Below are 20,329 nucleotides of genomic sequence, written 5' to 3' on the forward strand. Positions count from 1 at the left end.
GTAAGAGTTGCTTTTGCATTAATAACACGGAACACTCCCCAGAATGCAATACGTACTGTATGGATGGTACGACACTTCAGCTATTTATTCGTCGAAAAATTGATACTGAGGAAGCGAGTGATGTGGTTTTTACCTGGCAGGACGGTGAATCAATGCCTGGCGGACTTCATTTCTTTGAACGAGTCATAGAGCTACAACAGCAATATGCGCAAAGTAAAAATATTATTAATACATTTCAAACCAACGGAATTCTTTTAGATGATGAATGGTGTGAGTTCTTCAAGAAAAACCAGTTTATGATTTGCATTTCAGTGGATAGCGATGTTGCATTACATGACAATGACTGCGATACGATTTCCGGTAAATCAACAAACTATCAGGTTGAAAACGCTGCGAGATTATTGCAAAAATATGATATTGAATTTAGCACACTGACGGTCGTTAACACCGAAAATAGCCACCATCCGCTGCGCATCTACCATTATTTAAAAAGTCTGGGTAGCCGCCATATGCAGTTTATTCCCTTACTTAGACCGCTTGTACAAGGCGGTGTGGATGCGCAAAGCCTTGGGCCAGCCGCACTGGGAATTTTTTTGAAAACGATCTTTTATACCTGGGTACGTCTGGATATCGGTACGATTAAAATCTCCATCTTTGAGCATGCGTTTGCTGCGTGGTGCGGGTTATCTGTGCCAACATGTGTTTATGCTTCATGTGATGATAGCGCGTTAGCGCTGAAAATAAACGATGATAATTATCATTGCGATCGCGTTGTTAATTCGAAATATTTTATGCGTGACAGCAATCAACCTATTGCAACCGCGATGCAGCAAAACTCGATGAATCAGAGAGTAGAATCATCCAAACCGACACTGGTAGAAGAATGTGCGAGTTGCAAAGTAGAATTCGTCTGTCACGGCGGTTGTGCAAAAGATCGCGTAGCACTTTCCCGATGCGGTGTTCCGCAACTTAATTATTTTTGTGAAAGTTATCAGGCTTTTTTTACTTATGTTGAACCCTATATGTTGATGATGAGGGCGTTATGGGAGCAAAACTATGCGCCTTCTGATATTCGTCAGTATTTGACCTGACAAGCCTCTCAGTACGGGCTGATGGATGAACAGGAACTCAGGCTGGAGATACTGGGATAATCTGGCATTCTATACTCTGTTCATAGAACACTCACTTTTGCTCAATAAAAAATTGAATTTAATTATATAGCAAAGCCCATTCACTCACCTAATGAATGGGCTTTGCTATATAATTTATTCTCTCGATCAATTAGAAACCATCACCAAATATATTTAAATATAATTGCCAACAATCAAATAACGCGTTACATTAACTCATCCTATTTAAACCACGTGCATTACCCGGATGAAATTTAGTCTATCGAAAAAAATCTTGCAAGATTAAATTTGTCTATCTTTGGACTTATTTTTAAAATCACGTTTCATACATTTAATACAACACTACGTCACAGCATTATTTTAAAAAGGGAAAACCAATGAACAGCAGAAATCGCGTCAAGGATGACGTATTAATAAAATTAGTTAAACCCACGAAAGATATAGAGATTTTACTTCAAGCAATTGGTCACCGTGGTAACACAATTAGTATCATTAAAAGACGACACATTAGCCTGACTCAAAACAATGAGCGGTATTGCGTAATTTTACTTAAGGGCAGTATATCTCTTTGTAGAATCAGTGACGGAATGGTGCTCAACTCAGAAAATGCACCATTTATCTTTGGCGCTAACATTCAGTTATCCTATTCACGCCATCTTTATGCCAAAGCAAAAGAAACATCGACACTGCTGCTTATTCCACAGACTGAATTATACGAAATAGTCGACAGATTAAACCTCTGGAAGTCATTTGCTGCACTGCAAGATTATTCTGCGGCTAAAGTCTACTCTCATTGTCTGGCAGTATCACAACTATCTTCCTATGAGATTATACGCATTCACCTTCTTGAGTTAATAGATGAGCCTGAGTCCATCAGGAACAATATTACCGCTGCCAATTATATCATGAATCACTCATTTCTCTCGCGCAGCGGGATAATGCGGATCCTGGCAATACTCAAAACCGAAGGCTACATCCATCTTTCACGTGGTATTTTATCAGAAGTCATCAGCCTTCCCGAACAACTCAGTCTGTTATATTCCAAATCAAAAACTGAATGACAATCATACCGGGGCTCAGGTTAAACAATGCATTAGAGTCTTGTTTAAGCGCGACATGTTACAGCCGAAAATCGCCATAACAAAACCGCACTTATAACCTGAGCCATTGGTTTATCAATTCATGAGATAGATATAACGTTATCCTTAAATTTGATAGTCAATCACGGTGTCATCCGGTTCCATCGCCTGGCGTTTGATTTCATCGACGGATAACCCTGCGTTGCATAGCTCGATAAATCGCCAGACGTAGTTGCGCTGCAGTTGCCCGCGTTTCAGGCCCAGCCAGACCGTATTTGCATCAAATAAGTGCCGGGTATCCAGACGGGTCAAGCTCCCCTCCTCCTGCTCGCCACTGGATTGTTCTGCCACCAGTCCAATCCCCAAACCCAGCGACACATAGGTTTTAATCACATCCGAATCCTGGGCACTGAGGATAATATCCGGCACTAACCCTTTACGCGCGAACGCCTCATCGATACGGGAACGTCCCGTGATCCCCTGACGATAGGTAATCAACGGCCAGTGGGCGATGGATTCCAGCGTGAGAGGAGAAGTCTTCACTAAGGGATGATCATGTGGCACGAGCAGGCTGTGATACCAACGAAACCAGGGAAAAGCCACCAGCAGTGGATCGCTGCTGAGTCGCTCACTAGCGATCCCGATATCTGCCCCGCCATTTTGCAGCAGCACGTCGATTTCCTGCGGCGTGCCCTGGATCAGTTCCAGTCGCACCTCAGGGAACAGCTCACGAAAGGCTTTAATTACTGCTGGCAGGCTATAACGCGCCTGGGTATGCGTGGTAGCGATCGTCAGTACACCGGACGTGTCATTGGTAAACAGATCCGCCAGTCGGCGAACGTTGCTGGCCTCATTCAAAATACGTTCAGCAATAACCAGCAAGGCTTTACCCGGTTCGGTCATGCCCAGCAGGCGTTTACCGCGACGGATAAATATCTCGATACCCAGTTCATCTTCAAGTTCACGAATGTGTCGGCTGACGCCAGACTGGGAGGTGTACAGTATATTCGCGACCTCCGTCAGGTTGTAATCCTGACGGGCCGCCTCGCGGATTATTTTAAGTTGCTGGAAATTCACTTTTCGCTCCGGGCACATCAGACATTACGCTATTGTTAAAGTCTGACGCCCGGCATAACAAATAATAAAAACCTGCATCTTATTCCTCGCGGGAATAAGGTTTAGCTGACCAGCTGCAGCTCACGGTTTTCCAGCGCAGGGCGGCTAACCAGCGATAACAGGATTTCCTTCACGGCCTGTGCCTGAGGCGATAAGCTCCCTCTGGCCGAGACGTTCAATGATAATGGCAGATTCATCGATGGGGTTGTTATCCGCGCCATCCAGCCGTTTGCAGCATTGCACAATGAACGAGCCGCCGACTCAGGCAATACCGTAACGCCCATACCGCTGGCAATAGCGGCCGTTAAGGTGGCAATAGACTCAATTTCGCCAATGACTTTAGCGGTTAAGCGACGTAGCGAGAAAGCTTCATCCACACGCAGACGAACTGCGCTGTAATCCCGTGGTAAAAACAGATTCATCTGCGCCACAGTGGCCAGATCGACGCTTTGCCCCGGACACTCACGCGTGCCGACCAGGTAAAGATCCTCTTTTAGCAACGGCTGGCTGCTGATACCCGCCACGGGTGAACGCTCATAGAGTACCGCCATATCTAATTGCCCGCTGAGCAGCTTGTCATTCAGCACCGCCCCACTGTTTTCATGCAAATAGACCAGTACCTCTGGCAGTTCTGCACGCACTGTCTGTAATAACGGCATAGTGATGGATGACGCCGCCGTACCTGGCGCGAGGCCAATTGAGACCTGTCCCCCAAGAGTCTGGCCCACATTATTAACCGCAAGCTGCGCCTGTTCGCACTGACGCAAAATGGTCCGGGCATGGGTATACAACACTTTCCCCGCTTCCGTCGGCGTGACGCCACGCTTGGTGCGAATCAGCAATTGCTGATCCAGCTCGCCTTCCAGCGTGGCGACCTGCTGGCTTAGCGCAGGTTGCGCAATGTGCAACACTTCCGCTGCCTGGGTCAGGCTACCAATATCGACGATTTTCACGAAATATTTCAGTCGTCTGAAGTTCATTTTGCCTCCTGTCGGAATACCAGAACCCGTGCTGGCAGTCATTGAATTCAGGATTGCAAGATGCTTGCCAGTTTCGTCATATGCCGTGTTTTACGGCTAAAACCGCGTAAAGTCTGGAGCAAAGGTGCAAAAAGAACATTATTGACATCTGTATGGCTTACTTTGATTGCCCTGGAAGAGGTAGGCGCGCACCAGAATGGGGCAAAAGCTTAAAAAGATGGAAAGATCGCCGCTTTGCTGATTTTGTCAGCAAACGAACGCACAAATGTATTTCCCCCTTTGACAAGCCTCATCACCCTCGCTAATATGCGCCTCGTTCAAACGATTCCTCTGTAGTTCAGTCGGTAGAACGGCGGACTGTTAATCCGTATGTCACTGGTTCGAGTCCAGTCAGAGGAGCCATATTTAGAAAAGCCCGCTTTTTAGCGGGCTTTTTGCTTTTCTGCATTACTGTTTTTCATTCGTCTTATTTTTCATCTTGTCCCATGTTGAGAGAGATAATCGTTTTCTCATCGCATCTGTCGCGGTAATCTCATAACGGTCGTTAATATATCGACTGCAATGTGTGTAACCCAACCTAAATACTAATAACTAAAAGACAGTACAGACAGGATAACTATGGATTCCACCCTCACCTCCACGGGTCCCCAACAGGACGCCTCTTCGCTTCATCGTGCCCGACGCGCTGCGCTTGGTAGCTTCGCTGGCGCCGTGGTCGACTGGTATGATTTTCTGCTTTATGGCATCACCGCCGCGCTGGTCTTTAATCGCGAGTTCTTCCCGCAGGTCAGCCCAGCGATGGGAACGCTTGCCGCATTCGCCACCTTTGGCGTCGGATTTTTGTTCCGCCCACTAGGCGGGGTGATCTTCGGCCACTTCGGCGATCGCCTGGGCCGTAAACGTATGCTGATGCTCACCGTCTGGATGATGGGGATTGCTACTGCGCTGATAGGGATTATTCCTTCCTTTGACACCATTGGCTGGTGGGCCCCTGTGCTGCTGGTAACGCTGCGTGCTATTCAGGGATTCGCCGTTGGCGGTGAATGGGGCGGCGCGGCGTTACTCTCGGTTGAAAGCGCGCCGAAAAACAAAAAAGCCTTCTACAGCAGTGGCGTTCAGGTAGGTTACGGCGTCGGACTGCTGCTCTCTACCGGTCTGGTCTCGCTGATTAGCTCGCAAACCACCGATGAGCAGTTCCTGAGCTGGGGCTGGCGTATTCCGTTCCTGTTCAGCATTGTGCTGGTTTTGGGGGCATTGTGGATGCGTAACCGTATGGATGAATCTGCCGAATTTGAACAGCAGCAGCAGGCACCGCAGCCAGAGAAAAAGCGGCTACCGGTAGTCGAGGCGTTAATCCGTCATCCGGGCGCATTTTTAAAAATTATCGCTCTGCGCTTATGTGAACTGCTGACGATGTATATCGTCACCGCGTTTGCTCTTAATTACTCCACGCAGAACCTGGGTCTGCCCCGCGAGCTGTTTCTGAATATTGGCTTGTTAGTGGGTGGACTGAGCTGTCTGACTATCCCCTGCTTTGCCTGGCTCGCGGACCGCTTTGGTCGTCGGCGCGTCTACATTACCGGCGCACTGGTCGGTACGCTGAGCGCCTTCCCGTTCTTTATGGCGCTGGAAGCACAGTCTATTTTCTGGATCGTGTTCTTCGCGATTATGTTAGCCAACATCGCGCACGATATGGTGGTCTGCGTGCAGCAGCCTATGTTTACCGGTTTGTTTGGCGCAAGCTACCGCTACAGCGGCGCAGGCGTTGGCTATCAGGTAGCAAGCGTGGTTGGCGGCGGTTTTACGCCCTTCATTGCTGCGGCACTGGTGACATTTTCGGGCGGAGACTGGCATAGCGTGGCCATTTATCTGATGGCTGGTTGTCTTATTTCTGCCGCCACCGCATTGCTGATGCGGGATAAGCAGCACGGTTAAGCCATGGTGCGAAGGTCGTCCGGCCTTCGCACAATCTTCCTCAACGTCTGACTTTTGTTTCATATTCCTGTGACATACTATCGGGAGAGCAGTACATCTGTGGAACAAGGAGACAGACATGATCAATAAGGGCTCCAGCCTGACACCGGCTCAGGCACTGGATAAACTGGACGCGCTGTACGAGCAGTCGGTTAAAGCACTGCGAAGCGCCATTGGTAAGTATATTGAAACAGGGATACTCCCTGACGTAACAGCCCGCCATAATGGTCTTTTTGTTTACCCGTCGCTTTGTGTCACCTGGGACGGCAGCGCCACAAATCCCCCGAAAACCCGCGCCTATGGCCGTTTTACCCACGCGGGCAGCTACACCACGACGATTACCCGTCCATCGCTTTTTCGTCCGTATCTTGAGGAACAGCTCACGCTGCTGTATCAGGATTATGATGCGCATATCTCCGTCGAGCCATCGCTGCATGAAATTCCCTATCCATACGTCATTGACGGTTCTGAACTGACGCTTGACCGCTCGATGAGCGCCGGATTAACGCGCCATTTTCCCACTACAGAATTGTCCCAGATTGGTGACGAAACGGCAGACGGGATTTTTCATCCGGCGGAATTCTCCCCGTTGTCGCACTTCGACGCCCGACGCGTAGATTTTTCGCTGGCACGACTGCGTCACTACACAGGAACGCCGGTTGAACATTTTCAGCCTTTTGTGCTGTTCACCAACTACACCCGCTACGTCGATGAGTTCGTGCGCTGGGGCTGCAGCCAGATCCTCGACCCGGACAGCCCGTATATCGCGCTGTCATGCGCAGGCGGGATCTGGATCACCGCAGAAACTGAAGCTCCGGAAGAAGCCATCTCCGACCTCGCCTGGAAGAAACACCAGATGCCTGCCTGGCATTTAATCACCGCCGACGGTCAGGGGATCACGCTGGTCAATATTGGCGTTGGCCCGTCTAACGCCAAAACCATTTGCGATCATCTGGCCGTACTGCGCCCTGACGTCTGGCTGATGATTGGGCACTGTGGCGGGCTGCGTGAAAGCCAGGCGATTGGCGACTATGTTCTGGCCCACGCTTATCTGCGTGACGATCACGTGCTGGATGCAGTTCTACCGCCGGATATCCCAATTCCGAGCATTGCGGAAGTACAGCGCGCACTGTATGACGCCACCAAAGAAGTCAGCGGTATGCCCGGTGAAGAGGTTAAACAGCGCCTGCGTACCGGTACCGTCGTCACCACTGACGATCGCAACTGGGAATTACGCTATTCCGCTTCTGCGCTGCGTTTCAACCTCAGCCGCGCGGTGGCTATCGATATGGAAAGCGCCACCATCGCCGCCCAGGGCTACCGCTTCCGCGTTCCTTACGGCACGCTGCTGTGCGTTTCCGATAAACCGCTCCATGGCGAGATCAAACTGCCTGGTCAGGCCAACCGTTTTTATGAAGGCGCCATTTCCGAGCACCTGCAAATAGGTATCCGGGCTATCGATCGTCTGCGTGCTGAAGGCGACCGACTGCACTCCCGTAAATTACGTACGTTCAACGAACCGCCGTTCCGTTAAGGCCTGAAGGTAACTATGCACAACTCAACTCCTCTTTCCGCCCTGCGTAACCTGCTGATAGCGCAGGGGCTGGATGGCATGATTGTCCCGCGTGCCGACGCTCATCAAAGCGAAGATTGTACGCCGCATGACAATAAGCTGGCCTGGCTTACCGGTTTTAGCGGCTCTGCGGGACTCGCGCTGGTCCTGCAAGACCGCGCATTAATGTTTGTCGATGGACGTTATCAGGTCCAGGTGCGCAATGAAGTCTCGCTTGATGATTTTGAAATTCATCATTTACACGATGAACCGCTGGCTGACTATTTGCAGTCTCACGTTACAGCGGGCGCGCGTATCGGCTTTGAACCGCTGCTGATGGTCAACAGCCAGTTTGAAGCGCTTTCAGCAACGCATTGCGAGTTGGTGCCTCTTGCACAGGATCCTTTTGACCAGGTGTGGCTCGACCGCCCGGCGGCACCCTGTGGAATCATTCGTGAAATGCCCATTGAAATCAGCGGGGAAAGCAGTACGCAAAAGCGTGCCCGCGTCGTGGAGCAACTCATTCAGCACCAGGCCGACGTCCTGGCGATCACCCTGCCGGATAACATTGCCTGGCTGTTGAATGTACGCGGTTCGGATCTGGCCATGGTGCCAGTGCCGTTTTCGTTTGCCCTGCTCCATCGCAGCGGTGAGCTGGAATGGTTTGTGGATAGCAACAAAACGCAGCAGCTCCCCGCATCGCTGCTGAATACGCTTACGCTGGCCCCGCAAGAGAGTTTCCTGGCGCGCTGCCAGCAGTTGGCCAAGGGTAAGCGCTTCCTGGTCGATAGAGACTACGCCCCGGTTGCGTTGCGTTTTGCCATTGAAGAACGCGGCGGCAACGTCTTGTGGGCTCCTGACCCTATCACCCTGATGAAAGCGCACAAAAATGACGTGGAACTGGCAGGCTATCGGGAATGCCATGAGCAGGATGGCGCTGCCTGGGTTAACTTCCTCGCCTGGCTTACGCATGAAGTCCCCTTGCGCGAAGCTGCAGGCAATCCGGTCACCGAACTGGAAGCGCAGGCAAAGCAACTGGAATTTCGCCAGCAGCAGCCGGGATTTATCGAGCAAAGTTTTAGCACGATTTCAGCCTCTGCCAGCAATGCCGCAATGTGCCATTACCACTCCAGTGAAAAAACCAATACGCCAATTACCTCTCAGGCCATGTACCTGAATGATTCCGGCGGCCAGTACCATAATGGTACGACGGATACGACGCGCACCCTCGCGTTTGGTCCACAGGATCCGCAGCGTCGTCTGCATTACACAGCCGTGTTGAAAGGCTTTTTGTCGCTTATCTCGCTGCAGTTCCCCAGCGGTACTCAGGGACATCAACTGGATGCCTTTAGCCGTCGGGCGTTGTGGGATTTAGGTCTGGATTTTGATCATGGAACAGGACATGGGGTCGGCCATCAGCTACTTATTCATGAGCAGCCCCATCGCATCGCCAAAAAAGTAAACCCCTGGCCTTTGGTAGCAGGCAATATCATTACCATCGAACCGGGTTATTATCTTGCCGGGCAATATGGGATCCGTATTGAGAATCAGGTGGAGATTATCAACAGTCGTCCTGGTTTCTGTCGTTTCTCAACGTTGACGCTGGTGCCGATTGATTTGAATCTGGTTGAACGGCATCTGCTCAGCGATGCAGAGAAGCAGTGGATTGATGATTATCACCAGCAGGTCAGAGAGTCGTTATCCCCTCGCGTGAACGCAGAGGCACGTCCGTGGCTGTTCGCCGCTACCGCGCCGATTCGCGTTCAGGCTAATTAATACAATAAAAAAGGCAGCCCGCAGGCTGCCTTAGTTCTCCCCAACTTCTTACTGCTTAGCTGTTACGGATGTACTCATCCATTTCAGTTTTCAGGTTATCGGACTTCGTCCCGAAGATAGCCTGAACACCGGAACCAGCTACCACAACGCCCGCCGCACCCAGTTTCTTCAGGCCAGCCTGATCCACTTTGGCAACGTCAGCCACGCTGACGCGCAGACGAGTGATGCACGCGTCGAGGTTAGTGATGTTTTCTTTACCGCCGAATGCTGCAACCAGAGCCGGAGCCATTTCACCGGATGCGCCTGCTTTGCTGTCTTCGGTAGCATCTTCACGACCCGGCGTTTTCAGGTCCAGCGCTTTGATCAGCACACGGAAGATGGTGTAGTACACGATCGCATAACCGATACCGACAATCGGGAACAGCCACAGTTTGCTGCTGTTGCCGGACAGAACGATAAAGTCGATCAGACCGTGGGAGAACGACGTACCGTCACGCATACCCAGCAGGATACAGATCGGGAATGCCAGACCAGCCAGAATCGCGTGGATGATGTACAGGATCGGCGCCACGAACATGAAGGAGAACTCGATCGGCTCGGTAATACCGGTCAGGAACGAGGTCAGCGCTGCGGAGATCATGATACCGCCCACTTTCGCGCGGTTTTCAGGTTTAGCAGAGTGCCAGATAGCAATAGCGGCAGCCGGCAGACCGTACATTTTGAACAGGAAGCCACCGGACAGTTTGCCTGCAGTCGGGTCACCCGCCATATAGCGAGGGATGTCGCCGTGGAAAACCTGACCTGCAGCGTTGGTGTATTCACCGATCTGCATCTGGAATGGAACGTTCCAGATATGGTGCAGACCAAACGGCACCAGGCAGCGTTCAATGAAGCCATAGATACCGAACGCCACGACCGGGTTCTGGTAAGCAGCCCACTGGGAGAACGTCTGAATAGCAGTACCGATTGGTGGCCAAATGAAGGACAGAACCACACCCGTGAAGATGGCGGCCAGACCAGAAATAATAGGAACGAAGCGCTTACCCGCAAAGAAGCCCAGATACTCAGGCAATTTGATACGGTAGAAGCGGTTGAACATATACGCTGCAATCGCACCGGAGATAATCCCCCCGAGAACACCCGTATCAGCAAGGTGTTTAGCGGCGATCTCTTCAGCAGGTAAATGCAGAACCAGCGGCGCAACAACAGCCATGGTTTTGACCATGATGCCGTAAGCAACAACGGATGCCAGTGCAGATACGCCGTCGTTGTTGGTGAAGCCTAACGCAACACCGATAGCAAAAATCAGCGGCATGTTTGCAAAAACAGAACCGCCTGCTTCTGCCATTACGTGCGATACAACGGCTGGCAGCCAGCTGAAGTTAGCGGAACCGACGCCCAGCAGAATACCTGCAATCGGGAGTACGGATACCGGCAGCATCAGCGATTTACCGACCTTTTGCAGGTTAGCAAATGCATTCTTAAACATAATTAGGAGTGCTCCTGAGTATTTGTGCTTATACACTTCATCCTTCAAACCGCCTCAGCGTTGGCTGCGCTCGATCATCCCAGTCACTTACTCAAGTAAGCTCCTGCAATTCACTCACTTGCCGCCTTGATGCAGCCTGAATGACTTTGTGTATTCTACGTTCTCACGCATTGGCGAGGGGGGAGAACCTCGCCGTGTACAGGGCATCTAAGTACCCTTTATTTATTACACAGAGTAAAATAATTCAGTTTGTTTTTGTTTGACGGCTATCACAATTCAGTCGTGGATGGCCGCAAAATCCGCACATTCCGGTAAAATGAGTTTCTGAATGTGTCAAACTGGTTATTCACCGCCCATTTTGTGGCGGTGAACTTTACTCGCATTGGTGATTAATTACGAGCTTAAAAAAAAGTCAGTTAACGAACTGATTGTAGGCGAGAAGCGTCGATGTGAAACAGGCGGGCAAAGTTCTCAGTGGTTGCCTGCGCCAGTTCTTCAACGGCAACACCTTTCACTACGGCCATGTACTCCGCAACGTCACGAGTCATGGCGGGCTGGTTTTCTTTCCCACGATGCGGTACAGGCGCAAGGTAGGGAGAATCCGTCTCAACCAATAACCGGTCCAGAGGAACATAGCGGGCGGCATCACGGAGCTGTTCTGCGTTGCGGAACGTGACGATGCCGGAAAACGAGATATAAAAACCGAGGTCCAGCAATTTCCCCGCCGTTTCTCTGTCCTCTGTAAAACAGTGTAGTACGCCGCCACAATCCGTCACTTTTTCTTCGCGCAGAATAGACAGCGTATCGGCTCGCGCATCGCGGGTATGCACGATGACCGGCTTTTGTAATTCGCGGCCAATCTGAATATGGTGGATAAAAGATTCCTGCTGGCGCACCTTTGTTTCCGGCGTATAAAAATAGTCCAGACCGGTTTCTCCCATTGCCACCACCCCCTCTTCGGCGGCAAAGCGGCGCAGCTCCTCAACATCATAGGTTTCATCCTGATTTAACGGATGCACGCCGCAGGAGAAAACCACATTGTCACGCTCACCGACCAGTTCGCGCATACTGCGGTATCCTGGCAGAGTGGTCGCAACGGCAAGACAGAATTTCACATCACGTGCGGCCGCTTTCGCCAGCACGTCATCCACGTCCTTATGCAGAGATTGATAATCCAGGCCATCAAGATGGCAGTGTGAGTCGACTAAAAACATAATGTCTCTCTCAAAGATGGGGAACAGGCAGTACGGTGCCCGGTTGCAGGTAATGCTCAATACGCAGGATAAGGTCGGTTAGCACCAGTTCACGGTTTATGCCTGTTATGTTCAGCAACTGCTGACGGCATTGACAAACGTCACCGAGTATCGCCTGTATCTGGGCGACGGATAACCGTTCTGCGATAGAAGATATCAGGTCCAGCGCATCAGGATTCGTTAAATGGGAAACCCCATATGGACGTTTCAACGCATCCGTCAACAACGTTGCCAGCCAGTGTAAACGGGCGGCAGCCTGATCGTGGTTTAACGCCGCGAGCAAGATATACCAGTCTCCTGCGTTTAATGTGTTCCCCAGTGCCGCACAAAAATCTGTGCGATGCGCCCAGCTTTCAGCCTGTAACAGCGTAAGTGCTGCGCCAGGCGAACCTGCGCTCAGGCGTAATGCGCTAAGCAGCGCTTCTGGTGACGCGGTCACTTCTCGGGCAAGCCAGGAAATAGCGTACGACTCAGCCGGTGGCGCAAGGTGGTGTAACCGACAGCGGCTACGTAGCGTGGCCAATAAACGTGCAGGCTCTCGACTGGCGAGGAAGAACCAGGTCTGCGCCGGAGGCTCTTCCAGCGTTTTTAACAAGGCATTGGCGGCAGCGTCAGTTAGCTGGGCGGCATCCGGGATCCACACCACTTTCGCACCGCCCAGGCGTGAATGCTCGTACAATTTCTCACTCACTTCGCGTACCGCATCAACCCCAAGCGTGCTTTTGCCTTTTTCCGGCAGCAGCGAGTAGTAGTCAGGATGCGTCCCCGCCTGCATCAGCTGACAGCCCCGGCACTGTCCGCAGCTTTTATGTCCTTCGGGCTGCTGGCACATTAAATAGCGGCTGAGCGCGTAAATCAGCGCATCGTCGCCCATACCGGGTAACGCCTGAATCAGTAACGCATGGTGACCACGACCCGCCTGATAGCTGGCTACCAGTTTTTCAAAATCCGGTCGTAACCATGGATACCATTTCATGCGCGCTGCTCCTTCACCCACTGGGTGATGGTATTGCGGATATCTGCCATCACAGACTCCAGCGGCTGCGTCGCGTCGATAGTACGAATGCTGGCATCTTTGGCCGCCAGCTCAAGATAACGCGCGCGGGTGCGATTAAAGAAATCGAAAGATTCCTGCTCAATACGATCCAGCTCGCCGCGCGCGCGCGCGCGCTTCAATCCAACTTCCGGAGTCACGTCCAGATAGAGCGTCAGGTCCGGGCGAAAATCACCGAGCACCGCATCGCGCAGGGTCGCCAGCATGTTTTGATCGATGCCGCGCCCGCCCCCCTGATACGCCTGAGTCGACAAATCGTGGCGGTCGCCAATTACCCATGCGCCTTTTGCCAGCGCAGGTTTAATAACGGTTTCGACCAGTTGTACGCGTGCGGCGTAAAACATCAGAACTTCGGCTTTATCGGTGATGACCTCGTCACCCACCGATTTAATGTCCAGCACCAGACTTCTTAGTTTCTCAGCGAGCTGCGTTCCACCAGGTTCACGGGTGAAAACCATGTCACGAATACCGAGTTGCTCAAGTGTCTCTACAACCACGTTACGCGCGGTGGTTTTTCCGGCGCCTTCCAGGCCCTCGATGACGATATAGTTACTGCCCATTTTTTTCCTTAAGCACTTTCAGGTAATCCTGCACGGACCGGTTATGGCTGGCAAGATTGGTATTAAACGTATGGCCACCTTTACCGTCAGCCACGAAATAGAGGTACGGCGTTTTTGCCGGATGCGCCGCGGCCTGCAACGAGGCCCCTCCCGGCATGGCAATCGGGCCAGGCGGTAGCCCCGTAATGGTGTAGGTGTTATAGGCGGTTGGGGTATCTAAATCCACACGCGACAATTTGCCATTATACCGTGTCCCCATCCCGTAAATCACCGTCGGATCGGTTTGTAAACGCATACCGATACGTAAGCGGTTAATAAAGACTGAAGCCACCTGATCGCGCTCGCTGGCTACCGCTGTCTCTTTTTCGATAATGGAGGCCATGGTTACCAGCTGATTTTTGTCCTGATAAGGCAGGCCTTCAGCGCGCCCTTCCCAGACGGTATCCACCGCTTTAACCATCTTCTGATGCGCACGTTTTAGCAACGCCACGTCGGTTGTATTGGCGGTATACATCCAGGTATCTGGCCAGAACCAGCCTTCCACCCATTGCGGATTTTCCAGCTTCAGCGCCTCGGCAACGGTCTCGTAGCTATCATCGCTCAGCGTATGTTTGATATACGGGGCATCACGCAGCTGTTTGAGGTAATCGCTCAGGCGCATCCCTTCAACCAGACGTAACGGAAACTGCGCCTCTTTACCGCTTTCCAGCAGTTGCAGCATGTCCCGCACCGTCATATCGGGCGTAAAACGGTAGGTTCCGGCTTTAAAATGCGACAGTTCGGGTTCCACTCGCAGCAACCACTGGAACACGCGCGGACGATTGAGAACCTTGTCGGCATACAGCTGTTCGCCGAGAGCCAGACGGCCCGTACCCGCTTTCAGCGTAAAAATCGTCTCTTCTTTAATCAATAATTTACTGTCCGCCAGATGGCGAACTTTCCACATTCCCACTCCCGCGGCAATGCCCAGCACAACCAGCAATAACAGGACAACGAGTAACAGTTTTTTCATGACTAATTCGGGTGCTCACAAAGTGGGGCTAAAAAATCGAATAACAAACGTGAAGACAACAATGTGTCGCCACAAGCACGCACGGGAATAACAGGCATTAACGCGTTACAGACGACAATTTCATCGGCCTGCATAACCTCTTCCAACCCGGCATACTTTTCGACAATACTGAACGGCGATTGTGCCAGCATCCGGATACAGAATTGTCGCATAATGCCGTTCACGCCTGCCTGATCCAGCCGGGGAGTGTATACCACATCGCCCTTACGCCAGAACAAATTAGCCGCACAGCATTCCGTAACCCATCCCTCACTGTCAAGGACCAGCGCTTCATCTGCGTCCGTCTGCTCAAGATGAGAGCGAATCAACACCTGCTCCAGTCGATTCAGATGTTTAAGTCCGGCAAGTAGCGGATTACGCCCCAGTCGCACTGGGCTTAGCGCCAGCGTAATCCCCTCTTGCCGCCAACGATCGTAATGATCGGGCCAGGCTGAAACAGAGATAATACGTGTGGCATTGCGACAGTTTGCACCACTGTAACCCCGGCCACCGCTGCCACGGCTGACAATAACTTTCAACACACCACGCGAGTGCCCTTGCGCCAGCATTTTCATTTCACTTTCCAGCTCTGACCAATGTTCGAAAGAGATCAGCAATTTTTGGCAAGCGTTTTGTAAACGTTCAAGATGCGCTGCAAAGAGGCATATTTCACCGTTAATAATGCGCGCAGTGGTAAAACAGCCATCACCAAATTGGGTCGCTCGATCGCTTGCGGCCAGCATATTTTGCTCGCAGCCATTAATTAAGAACATGGTGGCTCCTTATTTCTGGTCCGCTAGTTTGGCAGGATGAGGTACACAGGACAAGGGTGGAAAACCGAATAAAAAAGGCCCGACAAGCGGACCTTTTTAAATTGCTATCGATGCTAACGCATCACCTGACGAACTTAAATCTTTTTAAAGATCAAAGAGCCGTTAGTGCCACCGAAGCCGAAGGAGTTACACAGGGCGAACTCCAGACCACTAACCTGACGCGCTTCGTGAGGTACGAAGTCCAGGTCACAACCTTCATCCGGGTTATCCAGGTTGATGGTTGGTGGGATAGCCTGATCGCGTAGCGCCAGTATAGAGAAAATAGACTCTACCGCGCCCGCCGCACCCAACAGGTGTCCGGTCATGGATTTAGTGGAGCTGACCATCACACGGCTTGCCGCATCGCCAAAGACAGATTTCACTGCCTGGGTTTCAGCTTTATCACCTGCAGGAGTAGACGTACCATGCGCGTTAACATAGCCGATCTGACCTGCTTCGATAGCCGCATCGCGCAATGCGTTGACCATTGCCAGCGCAGCGCCTGCACCGTTTTCCGGTGGTGACGTCATGTGGTAAGCATCGCTGCTCATGCCAAAACCAACGACTTCAGCATAAATTTTTGCACCGCGCGCTTTTGCATGCTCGTACTCTTCCAGTACCACCATGCCTGCGCCGTCGCCCAACACGAAGCCATCACGATCTTTGTCCCACGGGCGGCTTGCCGCTTGCGGGTTATCATTACGCGTAGACAACGCGCGTGCTGCGCCAAAACCACCCACGCCCAGCGGCGTACTGGCTTTTTCTGCACCACCCGCAACCATCGCGTCTGCATCGCCGTATGCAATGATACGTGCGGCATGACCGATGTTATGTACGCCTGAAGTACAGGCCGTCGCGATGGAGATGCTTGGCCCTTGCAGGCCGTACATGATGGTCAGGTGACCTGCCACCATGTTAACAATCGTCGACGGAACGAAGAACGGGCTGATCTTACGCGGTCCACCGTTTACCAGAGAGGTATGGTTTTCTTCGATAAGACCGAGACCGCCAATACCAGAGCCAATAGCGGCGCCAATACGGTGAGCGTTCTCTTCCGTAATTTCGAGGCCAGAATCCTGCATGGCCTGAACGCCAGCGACAATTCCATATTGAATGAAAGCATCCATCTTGCGCTGTTCTTTGCGCGAGATAATGTCTTCACAGTTAAAATCCTTTACTAAGCCAGCAAATTTCGTTGCATAGGCGCTAGTATCGAAATGGTCGATCAGGCTGATGCCACTCTGACCGGCAAGGAGAGCTTTCCAGGTAGACTCTACGGTATTGCCGACAGGAGACAACATGCCCAGTCCGGTCACAACTACACGACGCTTAGACACGGTTGTCCTCCAGGGAGGGAAAATAATTCAAGTGGGATAAAAAGATAAAACTCAGGCGGTCGAATGACCGCCTGGAGATGTTCACTTACGCCTGGTGGCCGTTGATGTAATCAATGGCAGCCTGAACGGTAGTGATTTTCTCAGCTTCTTCGTCCGGAATCTCAGTATCAAACTCTTCTTCCAGAGCCATTACCAGCTCAACGGTGTCAAGAGAATCTGCGCCCAGGTCTTCAACGAAGGAAGCATTGTTGGTTACTTCTTCCTGCTTAACGCCCAGCTGTTCGCCGATAATTTTCTTAACGCGTTCTTCGATAGTGCTCATACTCTTAAATTTCCTATCAAAACTCGCTTTCGCGATGGTTTTCGTAGTGTATAAAATGTTGAAAAATTTGCAACTAAATCCCGGCAGGTCTTACCACGATTTTACGTTATTTTGAGGCCAAGACCTACAATAACGCAAATATTTTTCATCGTGGTTAAACCATGTACATCCCGCCGTTGACGTGCAAAGTCTCACCTGTGATGTAACTTGCTTCGTCAGAAGCTAAAAATGCAACCGCACTGGCGATTTCTTTCGGTTCGCCAAGACGACCCGCAGGTACTGCCGCCAGCGTACCCGCACGCTGATCATCAGACAGCGCACGCGTCATGTCCGTTTCAATAAAGCCCGGAGCAACAACGTTTACAGTAATGCCACGAGACGCAACTTCGCGCGCCAGTGATTTACTGAAGCCGATCAGACCCGCTTTCGCCGCAGCGTAGTTAGCCTGACCCGCATTTCCCATGGTACCAACCACAGAACCGATAGTGATAATACGCCCATGACGCTTTTTCATCATAGCTCGCATTACCGCTTTTGACAGACGGAAAACAGATGACAGGTTGGTTTCGATGATATCGTTCCACTCGTCATCTTTCATGCGCATTAACAGGTTATCACGAGTAATCCCGGCATTATTGACCAGGATATCGACTTCACCAAATTCTGCGCGAATATTTTCCAGAACAGATTCGATAGATGCCGGATCGGTCACATTCAACATCAGACCTTTACCATTTGCACCTAAGTAATCACTAATGGCCTGCGCTCCGCTTTCGCTGGTGGCAGTACCGATAACTTTCGCGCCACGGGCAACGAGTGTCTCAGCAATTGCGCGGCCAATGCCACGGCTTGCACCGGTAACCAGCGCGATTTTTCCTTCAAAACTCATGGTCTTCCTCTTTTATTGCTCTAGCGCCGCAGACAGTGCCGCCGGCTCATTCAGTGCCGAAGCAGTCAGGGTGTCAACAATACGTTTCGTCAAACCGGTCAGAACTTTACCCGGACCAACTTCATACAGGTGCTCTACGCCCTGGGATGCCATAAATTCAACGGTTTTAGTCCACTGAACCGGGCTGTACAGCTGACGAACCAGCGCATCGCGAATAGCGTCAGCGTCGGTTTCGCACTTCACGTCGACGTTGTTGACAACCGCAACGGTCGGCGCGTTAAACGTGATTTTTTGCAATTCAACAGCCAGTTTCTCAGCAGCAGGCTTCATCAGCGCGCAGTGAGAAGGAACGCTGACCGGCAGCGGCAAAGCACGTTTAGCGCCAGCAGCTTTACAGGCAGCGCCAGCACGTTCTACGGCTTCTTTGTGCCCGGCAATAACCACCTGACCCGGTGAGTTAAAGTTAACCGGTGAAACCACCTGGCCTTCGGCCGACTCTTCACACGCTTTAGCGATAGCAGCGTCGTCCAGACCGATAATAGCAGACATGCCGCCAGTGCCTTCCGGCACGGCTTCCTGCATGAATTTACCACGCAGTTCAACCAGACGTACGGCATCGGCAAAACCGATAACACCCGCACATACCAGCGCAGAGTATTCGCCCAGGCTGTGACCCGCCATCAGCGCAGGTGTTTTGCCACCCTGCTGCTGCCATACGCGATAAAGCGCGACCGAGGCGGTCAACAGCGCTGGCTGCGTCTGCCAGGTTTTATTCAGTTCTTCGGCCGGACCCTGCTGAGTCAACGCCCACAGATCATAGCCCAGCGCAGCTGATGCTTCAGCAAAAGTTTCTTCAACAATTGGGTAGTTTGCCGCCATTTCAGACAACATCCCAACGGTCTGGGAACCCTGCCCCGGGAACACAAATGCAAATTGCGTCATGGTTAAATCCTTATACTAGAAACGAATCAGCGCAGAGCCCCAGGTGAATCCACCCCCAAAGGCTTCAAGCAATATCAACTGCCCAGCTTTAATACGCCCGTCGCGGACAGCTTCATCCAGGGCACACGGTACGGAGGCCGCGGAGGTATTGCCATGTCTGTCGAGCGTCACGACGACATTATCCATCGACATACCCAGCTTTTTCGCTGTTGCGCTGATAATACGCAGGTTTGCCTGATGCGGCACCAGCCAGTCCAGCGCAGAACGGTCGAGATTATTCGCTTCCAGCGTTTCATCAACGATGTGTGCAAGCTCGGTCACCGCGACTTTAAAGACTTCGTTACCCGCCATCGTCAGGTGGATCGGGTTTTCCGGGTTAACGCGATCGGCATTAGGCAGCGTTAACAGTTCGCCATAGCGACCATCCGCGTGCAGATGCGTGGAGAGAATGCCTGGCTCTTCAGATGCGCTCAGTACAACCGCACCCGCGCCATCACCGAAAATAATGATCGTTCCGCGATCGGTTGGATCACAGGTACGGGCCAGAACATCTGAGCCAACCACCAGAGCATGCTTCACTGCGCCAGACTTAACGTACTGGTCGGCAACGCTCAGCGCGTAAGTGAAACCGGCACAAGCGGCCGCAACATCAAACGCCGGACAGCCTTTGATCCCAAGCATACTTTGGATCTGGCATGCCGCGCTTGGAAATGCGTGAGTGGATGACGTGGTGGCAACCACAATCAGACCAATTTGTTCTTTGTCGATGCCCGCCATTTCAATTGCGCGGTTTGCGGCGGCAAAGCCCATCGTCGCAACTGTTTCATTTGGCGCTGCAATATGGCGTTCACGGATACCTGTACGAGTAACGATCCACTCATCAGATGTCTCAACCATTTTTTCCAAATCGGCGTTAGTACGCACTTGTTCAGGCAGATAGCTGCCAGTACCAATAATCTTCGTATACATGTACGCTCAGTCACTTTTTGGTTATATACCGCCACGAGCAAATC

Annotated in this window: 18 protein-coding genes and 1 tRNA gene; 6 read left to right on the top strand and 13 right to left on the bottom strand. The window is 51.7% G+C overall.

What is annotated here, in order from left to right; all coding sequences use genetic code 11:
- The first annotated feature begins 59 nt into the window (after window positions 1-59).
- Window positions 60-1,091 (top strand): radical SAM/SPASM domain-containing protein, encoded by a 1,032-nt coding sequence (locus tag OGW16_RS03415; protein ID WP_286517886.1) that lies wholly within the window; start codon window positions 60-62, stop codon window positions 1,089-1,091.
- Between the two features lie 416 nt (window positions 1,092-1,507).
- Window positions 1,508-2,191, top strand: a complete 684-nt coding sequence (locus OGW16_RS03420; RefSeq protein WP_080625381.1) for a helix-turn-helix domain-containing protein — start codon at window positions 1,508-1,510, stop codon at window positions 2,189-2,191.
- 144 nt (window positions 2,192-2,335) lie between these two features.
- On the opposite strand, the gene cbl is transcribed toward OGW16_RS03420, so the two are convergent.
- The gene (cbl, locus tag OGW16_RS03425; RefSeq protein ID WP_200000474.1) at window positions 2,336-3,286 is read right to left on the bottom strand and encodes an HTH-type transcriptional regulator Cbl; all 951 of its coding nucleotides are present in this window, start codon (window positions 3,284-3,286) and stop codon (window positions 2,336-2,338) included.
- Between the two features lie 101 nt (window positions 3,287-3,387).
- Window positions 3,388-4,305: a nitrogen assimilation transcriptional regulator NAC gene (gene nac / locus OGW16_RS03430; protein ID WP_043015933.1), complete on the bottom strand. Its 918-nt coding sequence runs from the start codon at window positions 4,303-4,305 to the stop codon at window positions 3,388-3,390.
- A 326-nt stretch (window positions 4,306-4,631) separates the two neighbouring features.
- On the opposite strand from nac, the gene OGW16_RS03435 reads away from it, so the two are divergent.
- The 4 genes from OGW16_RS03435 to OGW16_RS03450 all read left to right on the top strand — a co-directional run bounded on the left by OGW16_RS03435 (window position 4,632) and on the right by OGW16_RS03450 (window position 9,607).
- Window positions 4,632-4,707, top strand: a tRNA-Asn gene (locus OGW16_RS03435).
- Between the two features lie 216 nt (window positions 4,708-4,923).
- Window positions 4,924-6,240, top strand: a complete 1,317-nt coding sequence (gene shiA / locus OGW16_RS03440; RefSeq protein WP_043015932.1) for a shikimate transporter — start codon at window positions 4,924-4,926, stop codon at window positions 6,238-6,240.
- A gap of 118 nt (window positions 6,241-6,358) precedes the next feature.
- Entirely contained in the window at window positions 6,359-7,813 is a 1,455-nt protein-coding gene (locus OGW16_RS03445) for an AMP nucleosidase (RefSeq protein WP_043015931.1), read from the top strand.
- A 15-nt stretch (window positions 7,814-7,828) separates the two neighbouring features.
- Complete coding sequence (locus tag OGW16_RS03450) at window positions 7,829-9,607, top strand: aminopeptidase P family protein (protein ID WP_286517890.1); 1,779 nt, start codon at window positions 7,829-7,831, stop codon at window positions 9,605-9,607.
- Between the two features lie 55 nt (window positions 9,608-9,662).
- On the opposite strand, the gene ptsG is transcribed toward OGW16_RS03450, so the two are convergent.
- The 11 genes from ptsG to fabH form a co-directional block, all read right to left on the bottom strand.
- Window positions 9,663-11,096 carry a PTS glucose transporter subunit IIBC gene (gene ptsG / locus OGW16_RS03455; RefSeq protein ID WP_003036277.1) on the bottom strand — a complete coding sequence of 478 codons (1,434 nt, stop codon included), beginning with the start codon at window positions 11,094-11,096 and terminating at the stop codon, window positions 9,663-9,665.
- A gap of 416 nt (window positions 11,097-11,512) precedes the next feature.
- Window positions 11,513-12,310 carry a metal-dependent hydrolase gene (locus OGW16_RS03460; RefSeq protein ID WP_043015929.1) on the bottom strand — a complete coding sequence of 266 codons (798 nt, stop codon included), beginning with the start codon at window positions 12,308-12,310 and terminating at the stop codon, window positions 11,513-11,515.
- Window positions 12,311-12,320: 10 nt separating this feature from the next.
- Window positions 12,321-13,325: a DNA polymerase III subunit delta' gene (gene holB, locus OGW16_RS03465; protein ID WP_286517892.1), complete on the bottom strand. Its 1,005-nt coding sequence runs from the start codon at window positions 13,323-13,325 to the stop codon at window positions 12,321-12,323.
- On the bottom strand, window positions 13,322-13,963 hold the full coding sequence (gene tmk / locus OGW16_RS03470) for a dTMP kinase (protein WP_043015927.1): 642 nt from the start codon (window positions 13,961-13,963) through the stop codon (window positions 13,322-13,324). The genes holB and tmk overlap by 4 nt, the downstream gene beginning before the upstream one ends.
- A complete protein-coding gene (gene yceG, locus OGW16_RS03475) occupies window positions 13,953-14,975 on the bottom strand; it encodes a cell division protein YceG (RefSeq protein ID WP_172862918.1) in 1,023 nt (340 codons plus the stop codon). The genes tmk and yceG overlap by 11 nt, the downstream gene beginning before the upstream one ends.
- Before the next feature lie 2 nt (window positions 14,976-14,977).
- The gene (gene pabC, locus OGW16_RS03480) at window positions 14,978-15,787 is read right to left on the bottom strand and encodes an aminodeoxychorismate lyase (RefSeq protein ID WP_075146321.1); all 810 of its coding nucleotides are present in this window, start codon (window positions 15,785-15,787) and stop codon (window positions 14,978-14,980) included.
- A gap of 134 nt (window positions 15,788-15,921) precedes the next feature.
- Window positions 15,922-17,163, bottom strand: coding sequence for a beta-ketoacyl-ACP synthase II (fabF, locus tag OGW16_RS03485; RefSeq protein WP_043015924.1), 1,242 nt, complete (start codon window positions 17,161-17,163; stop codon window positions 15,922-15,924).
- Window positions 17,164-17,248: 85 nt separating this feature from the next.
- Window positions 17,249-17,485 carry an acyl carrier protein gene (gene acpP / locus OGW16_RS03490; RefSeq protein WP_000103754.1) on the bottom strand — a complete coding sequence of 79 codons (237 nt, stop codon included), beginning with the start codon at window positions 17,483-17,485 and terminating at the stop codon, window positions 17,249-17,251.
- Between the two features lie 154 nt (window positions 17,486-17,639).
- Entirely contained in the window at window positions 17,640-18,374 is a 735-nt protein-coding gene (fabG, locus tag OGW16_RS03495; RefSeq protein ID WP_016149936.1) for a 3-oxoacyl-ACP reductase FabG, read from the bottom strand.
- Window positions 18,375-18,386: 12 nt separating this feature from the next.
- Window positions 18,387-19,316, bottom strand: coding sequence for an ACP S-malonyltransferase (gene fabD / locus OGW16_RS03500; protein WP_043015923.1), 930 nt, complete (start codon window positions 19,314-19,316; stop codon window positions 18,387-18,389).
- A gap of 15 nt (window positions 19,317-19,331) precedes the next feature.
- Window positions 19,332-20,285, bottom strand: a complete 954-nt coding sequence (gene fabH / locus OGW16_RS03505; protein ID WP_016152639.1) for a beta-ketoacyl-ACP synthase III — start codon at window positions 20,283-20,285, stop codon at window positions 19,332-19,334.
- Window positions 20,286-20,329: the final 44 nt, after the last annotated feature.

Source organism: Citrobacter sp. Ce104, from assembly GCF_030334595.1.
GTDB lineage: Bacteria > Pseudomonadota > Gammaproteobacteria > Enterobacterales > Enterobacteriaceae > Citrobacter > Citrobacter europaeus.

What these genes read in the sequence shown, in the direction of transcription:
- OGW16_RS03415 (WP_286517886.1), top strand. Translation starts at nt 60, where the DNA reads ATGGATGGTACGACACTTCAGCTATTTATTCGTCGAAAAATTGATACT.
- OGW16_RS03420 (WP_080625381.1), top strand. Translation starts at nt 1,508, where the DNA reads ATGAACAGCAGAAATCGCGTCAAGGATGACGTATTAATAAAATTAGTT.
- nac (WP_043015933.1), bottom strand. Translation starts at nt 4,305, where the DNA reads ATGAACTTCAGACGACTGAAATATTTCGTGAAAATCGTCGATATTGGT.
- shiA (WP_043015932.1), top strand. Translation starts at nt 4,924, where the DNA reads ATGGATTCCACCCTCACCTCCACGGGTCCCCAACAGGACGCCTCTTCG.
- OGW16_RS03445 (WP_043015931.1), top strand. Translation starts at nt 6,359, where the DNA reads ATGATCAATAAGGGCTCCAGCCTGACACCGGCTCAGGCACTGGATAAA.
- OGW16_RS03450 (WP_286517890.1), top strand. Translation starts at nt 7,829, where the DNA reads ATGCACAACTCAACTCCTCTTTCCGCCCTGCGTAACCTGCTGATAGCG.
- ptsG (WP_003036277.1), bottom strand. Translation starts at nt 11,096, where the DNA reads ATGTTTAAGAATGCATTTGCTAACCTGCAAAAGGTCGGTAAATCGCTG.
- OGW16_RS03460 (WP_043015929.1), bottom strand. Translation starts at nt 12,310, where the DNA reads ATGTTTTTAGTCGACTCACACTGCCATCTTGATGGCCTGGATTATCAA.
- holB (WP_286517892.1), bottom strand. Translation starts at nt 13,325, where the DNA reads ATGAAATGGTATCCATGGTTACGACCGGATTTTGAAAAACTGGTAGCC.
- tmk (WP_043015927.1), bottom strand. Translation starts at nt 13,963, where the DNA reads ATGGGCAGTAACTATATCGTCATCGAGGGCCTGGAAGGCGCCGGAAAA.
- yceG (WP_172862918.1), bottom strand. Translation starts at nt 14,975, where the DNA reads ATGAAAAAACTGTTACTCGTTGTCCTGTTATTGCTGGTTGTGCTGGGC.
- pabC (WP_075146321.1), bottom strand. Translation starts at nt 15,787, where the DNA reads ATGTTCTTAATTAATGGCTGCGAGCAAAATATGCTGGCCGCAAGCGAT.
- acpP (WP_000103754.1), bottom strand. Translation starts at nt 17,485, where the DNA reads ATGAGCACTATCGAAGAACGCGTTAAGAAAATTATCGGCGAACAGCTG.
- fabG (WP_016149936.1), bottom strand. Translation starts at nt 18,374, where the DNA reads ATGAGTTTTGAAGGAAAAATCGCGCTGGTTACCGGTGCAAGCCGTGGC.
- fabD (WP_043015923.1), bottom strand. Translation starts at nt 19,316, where the DNA reads ATGACGCAATTTGCATTTGTGTTCCCGGGGCAGGGTTCCCAGACCGTT.
- fabH (WP_016152639.1), bottom strand. Translation starts at nt 20,285, where the DNA reads ATGTATACGAAGATTATTGGTACTGGCAGCTATCTGCCTGAACAAGTG.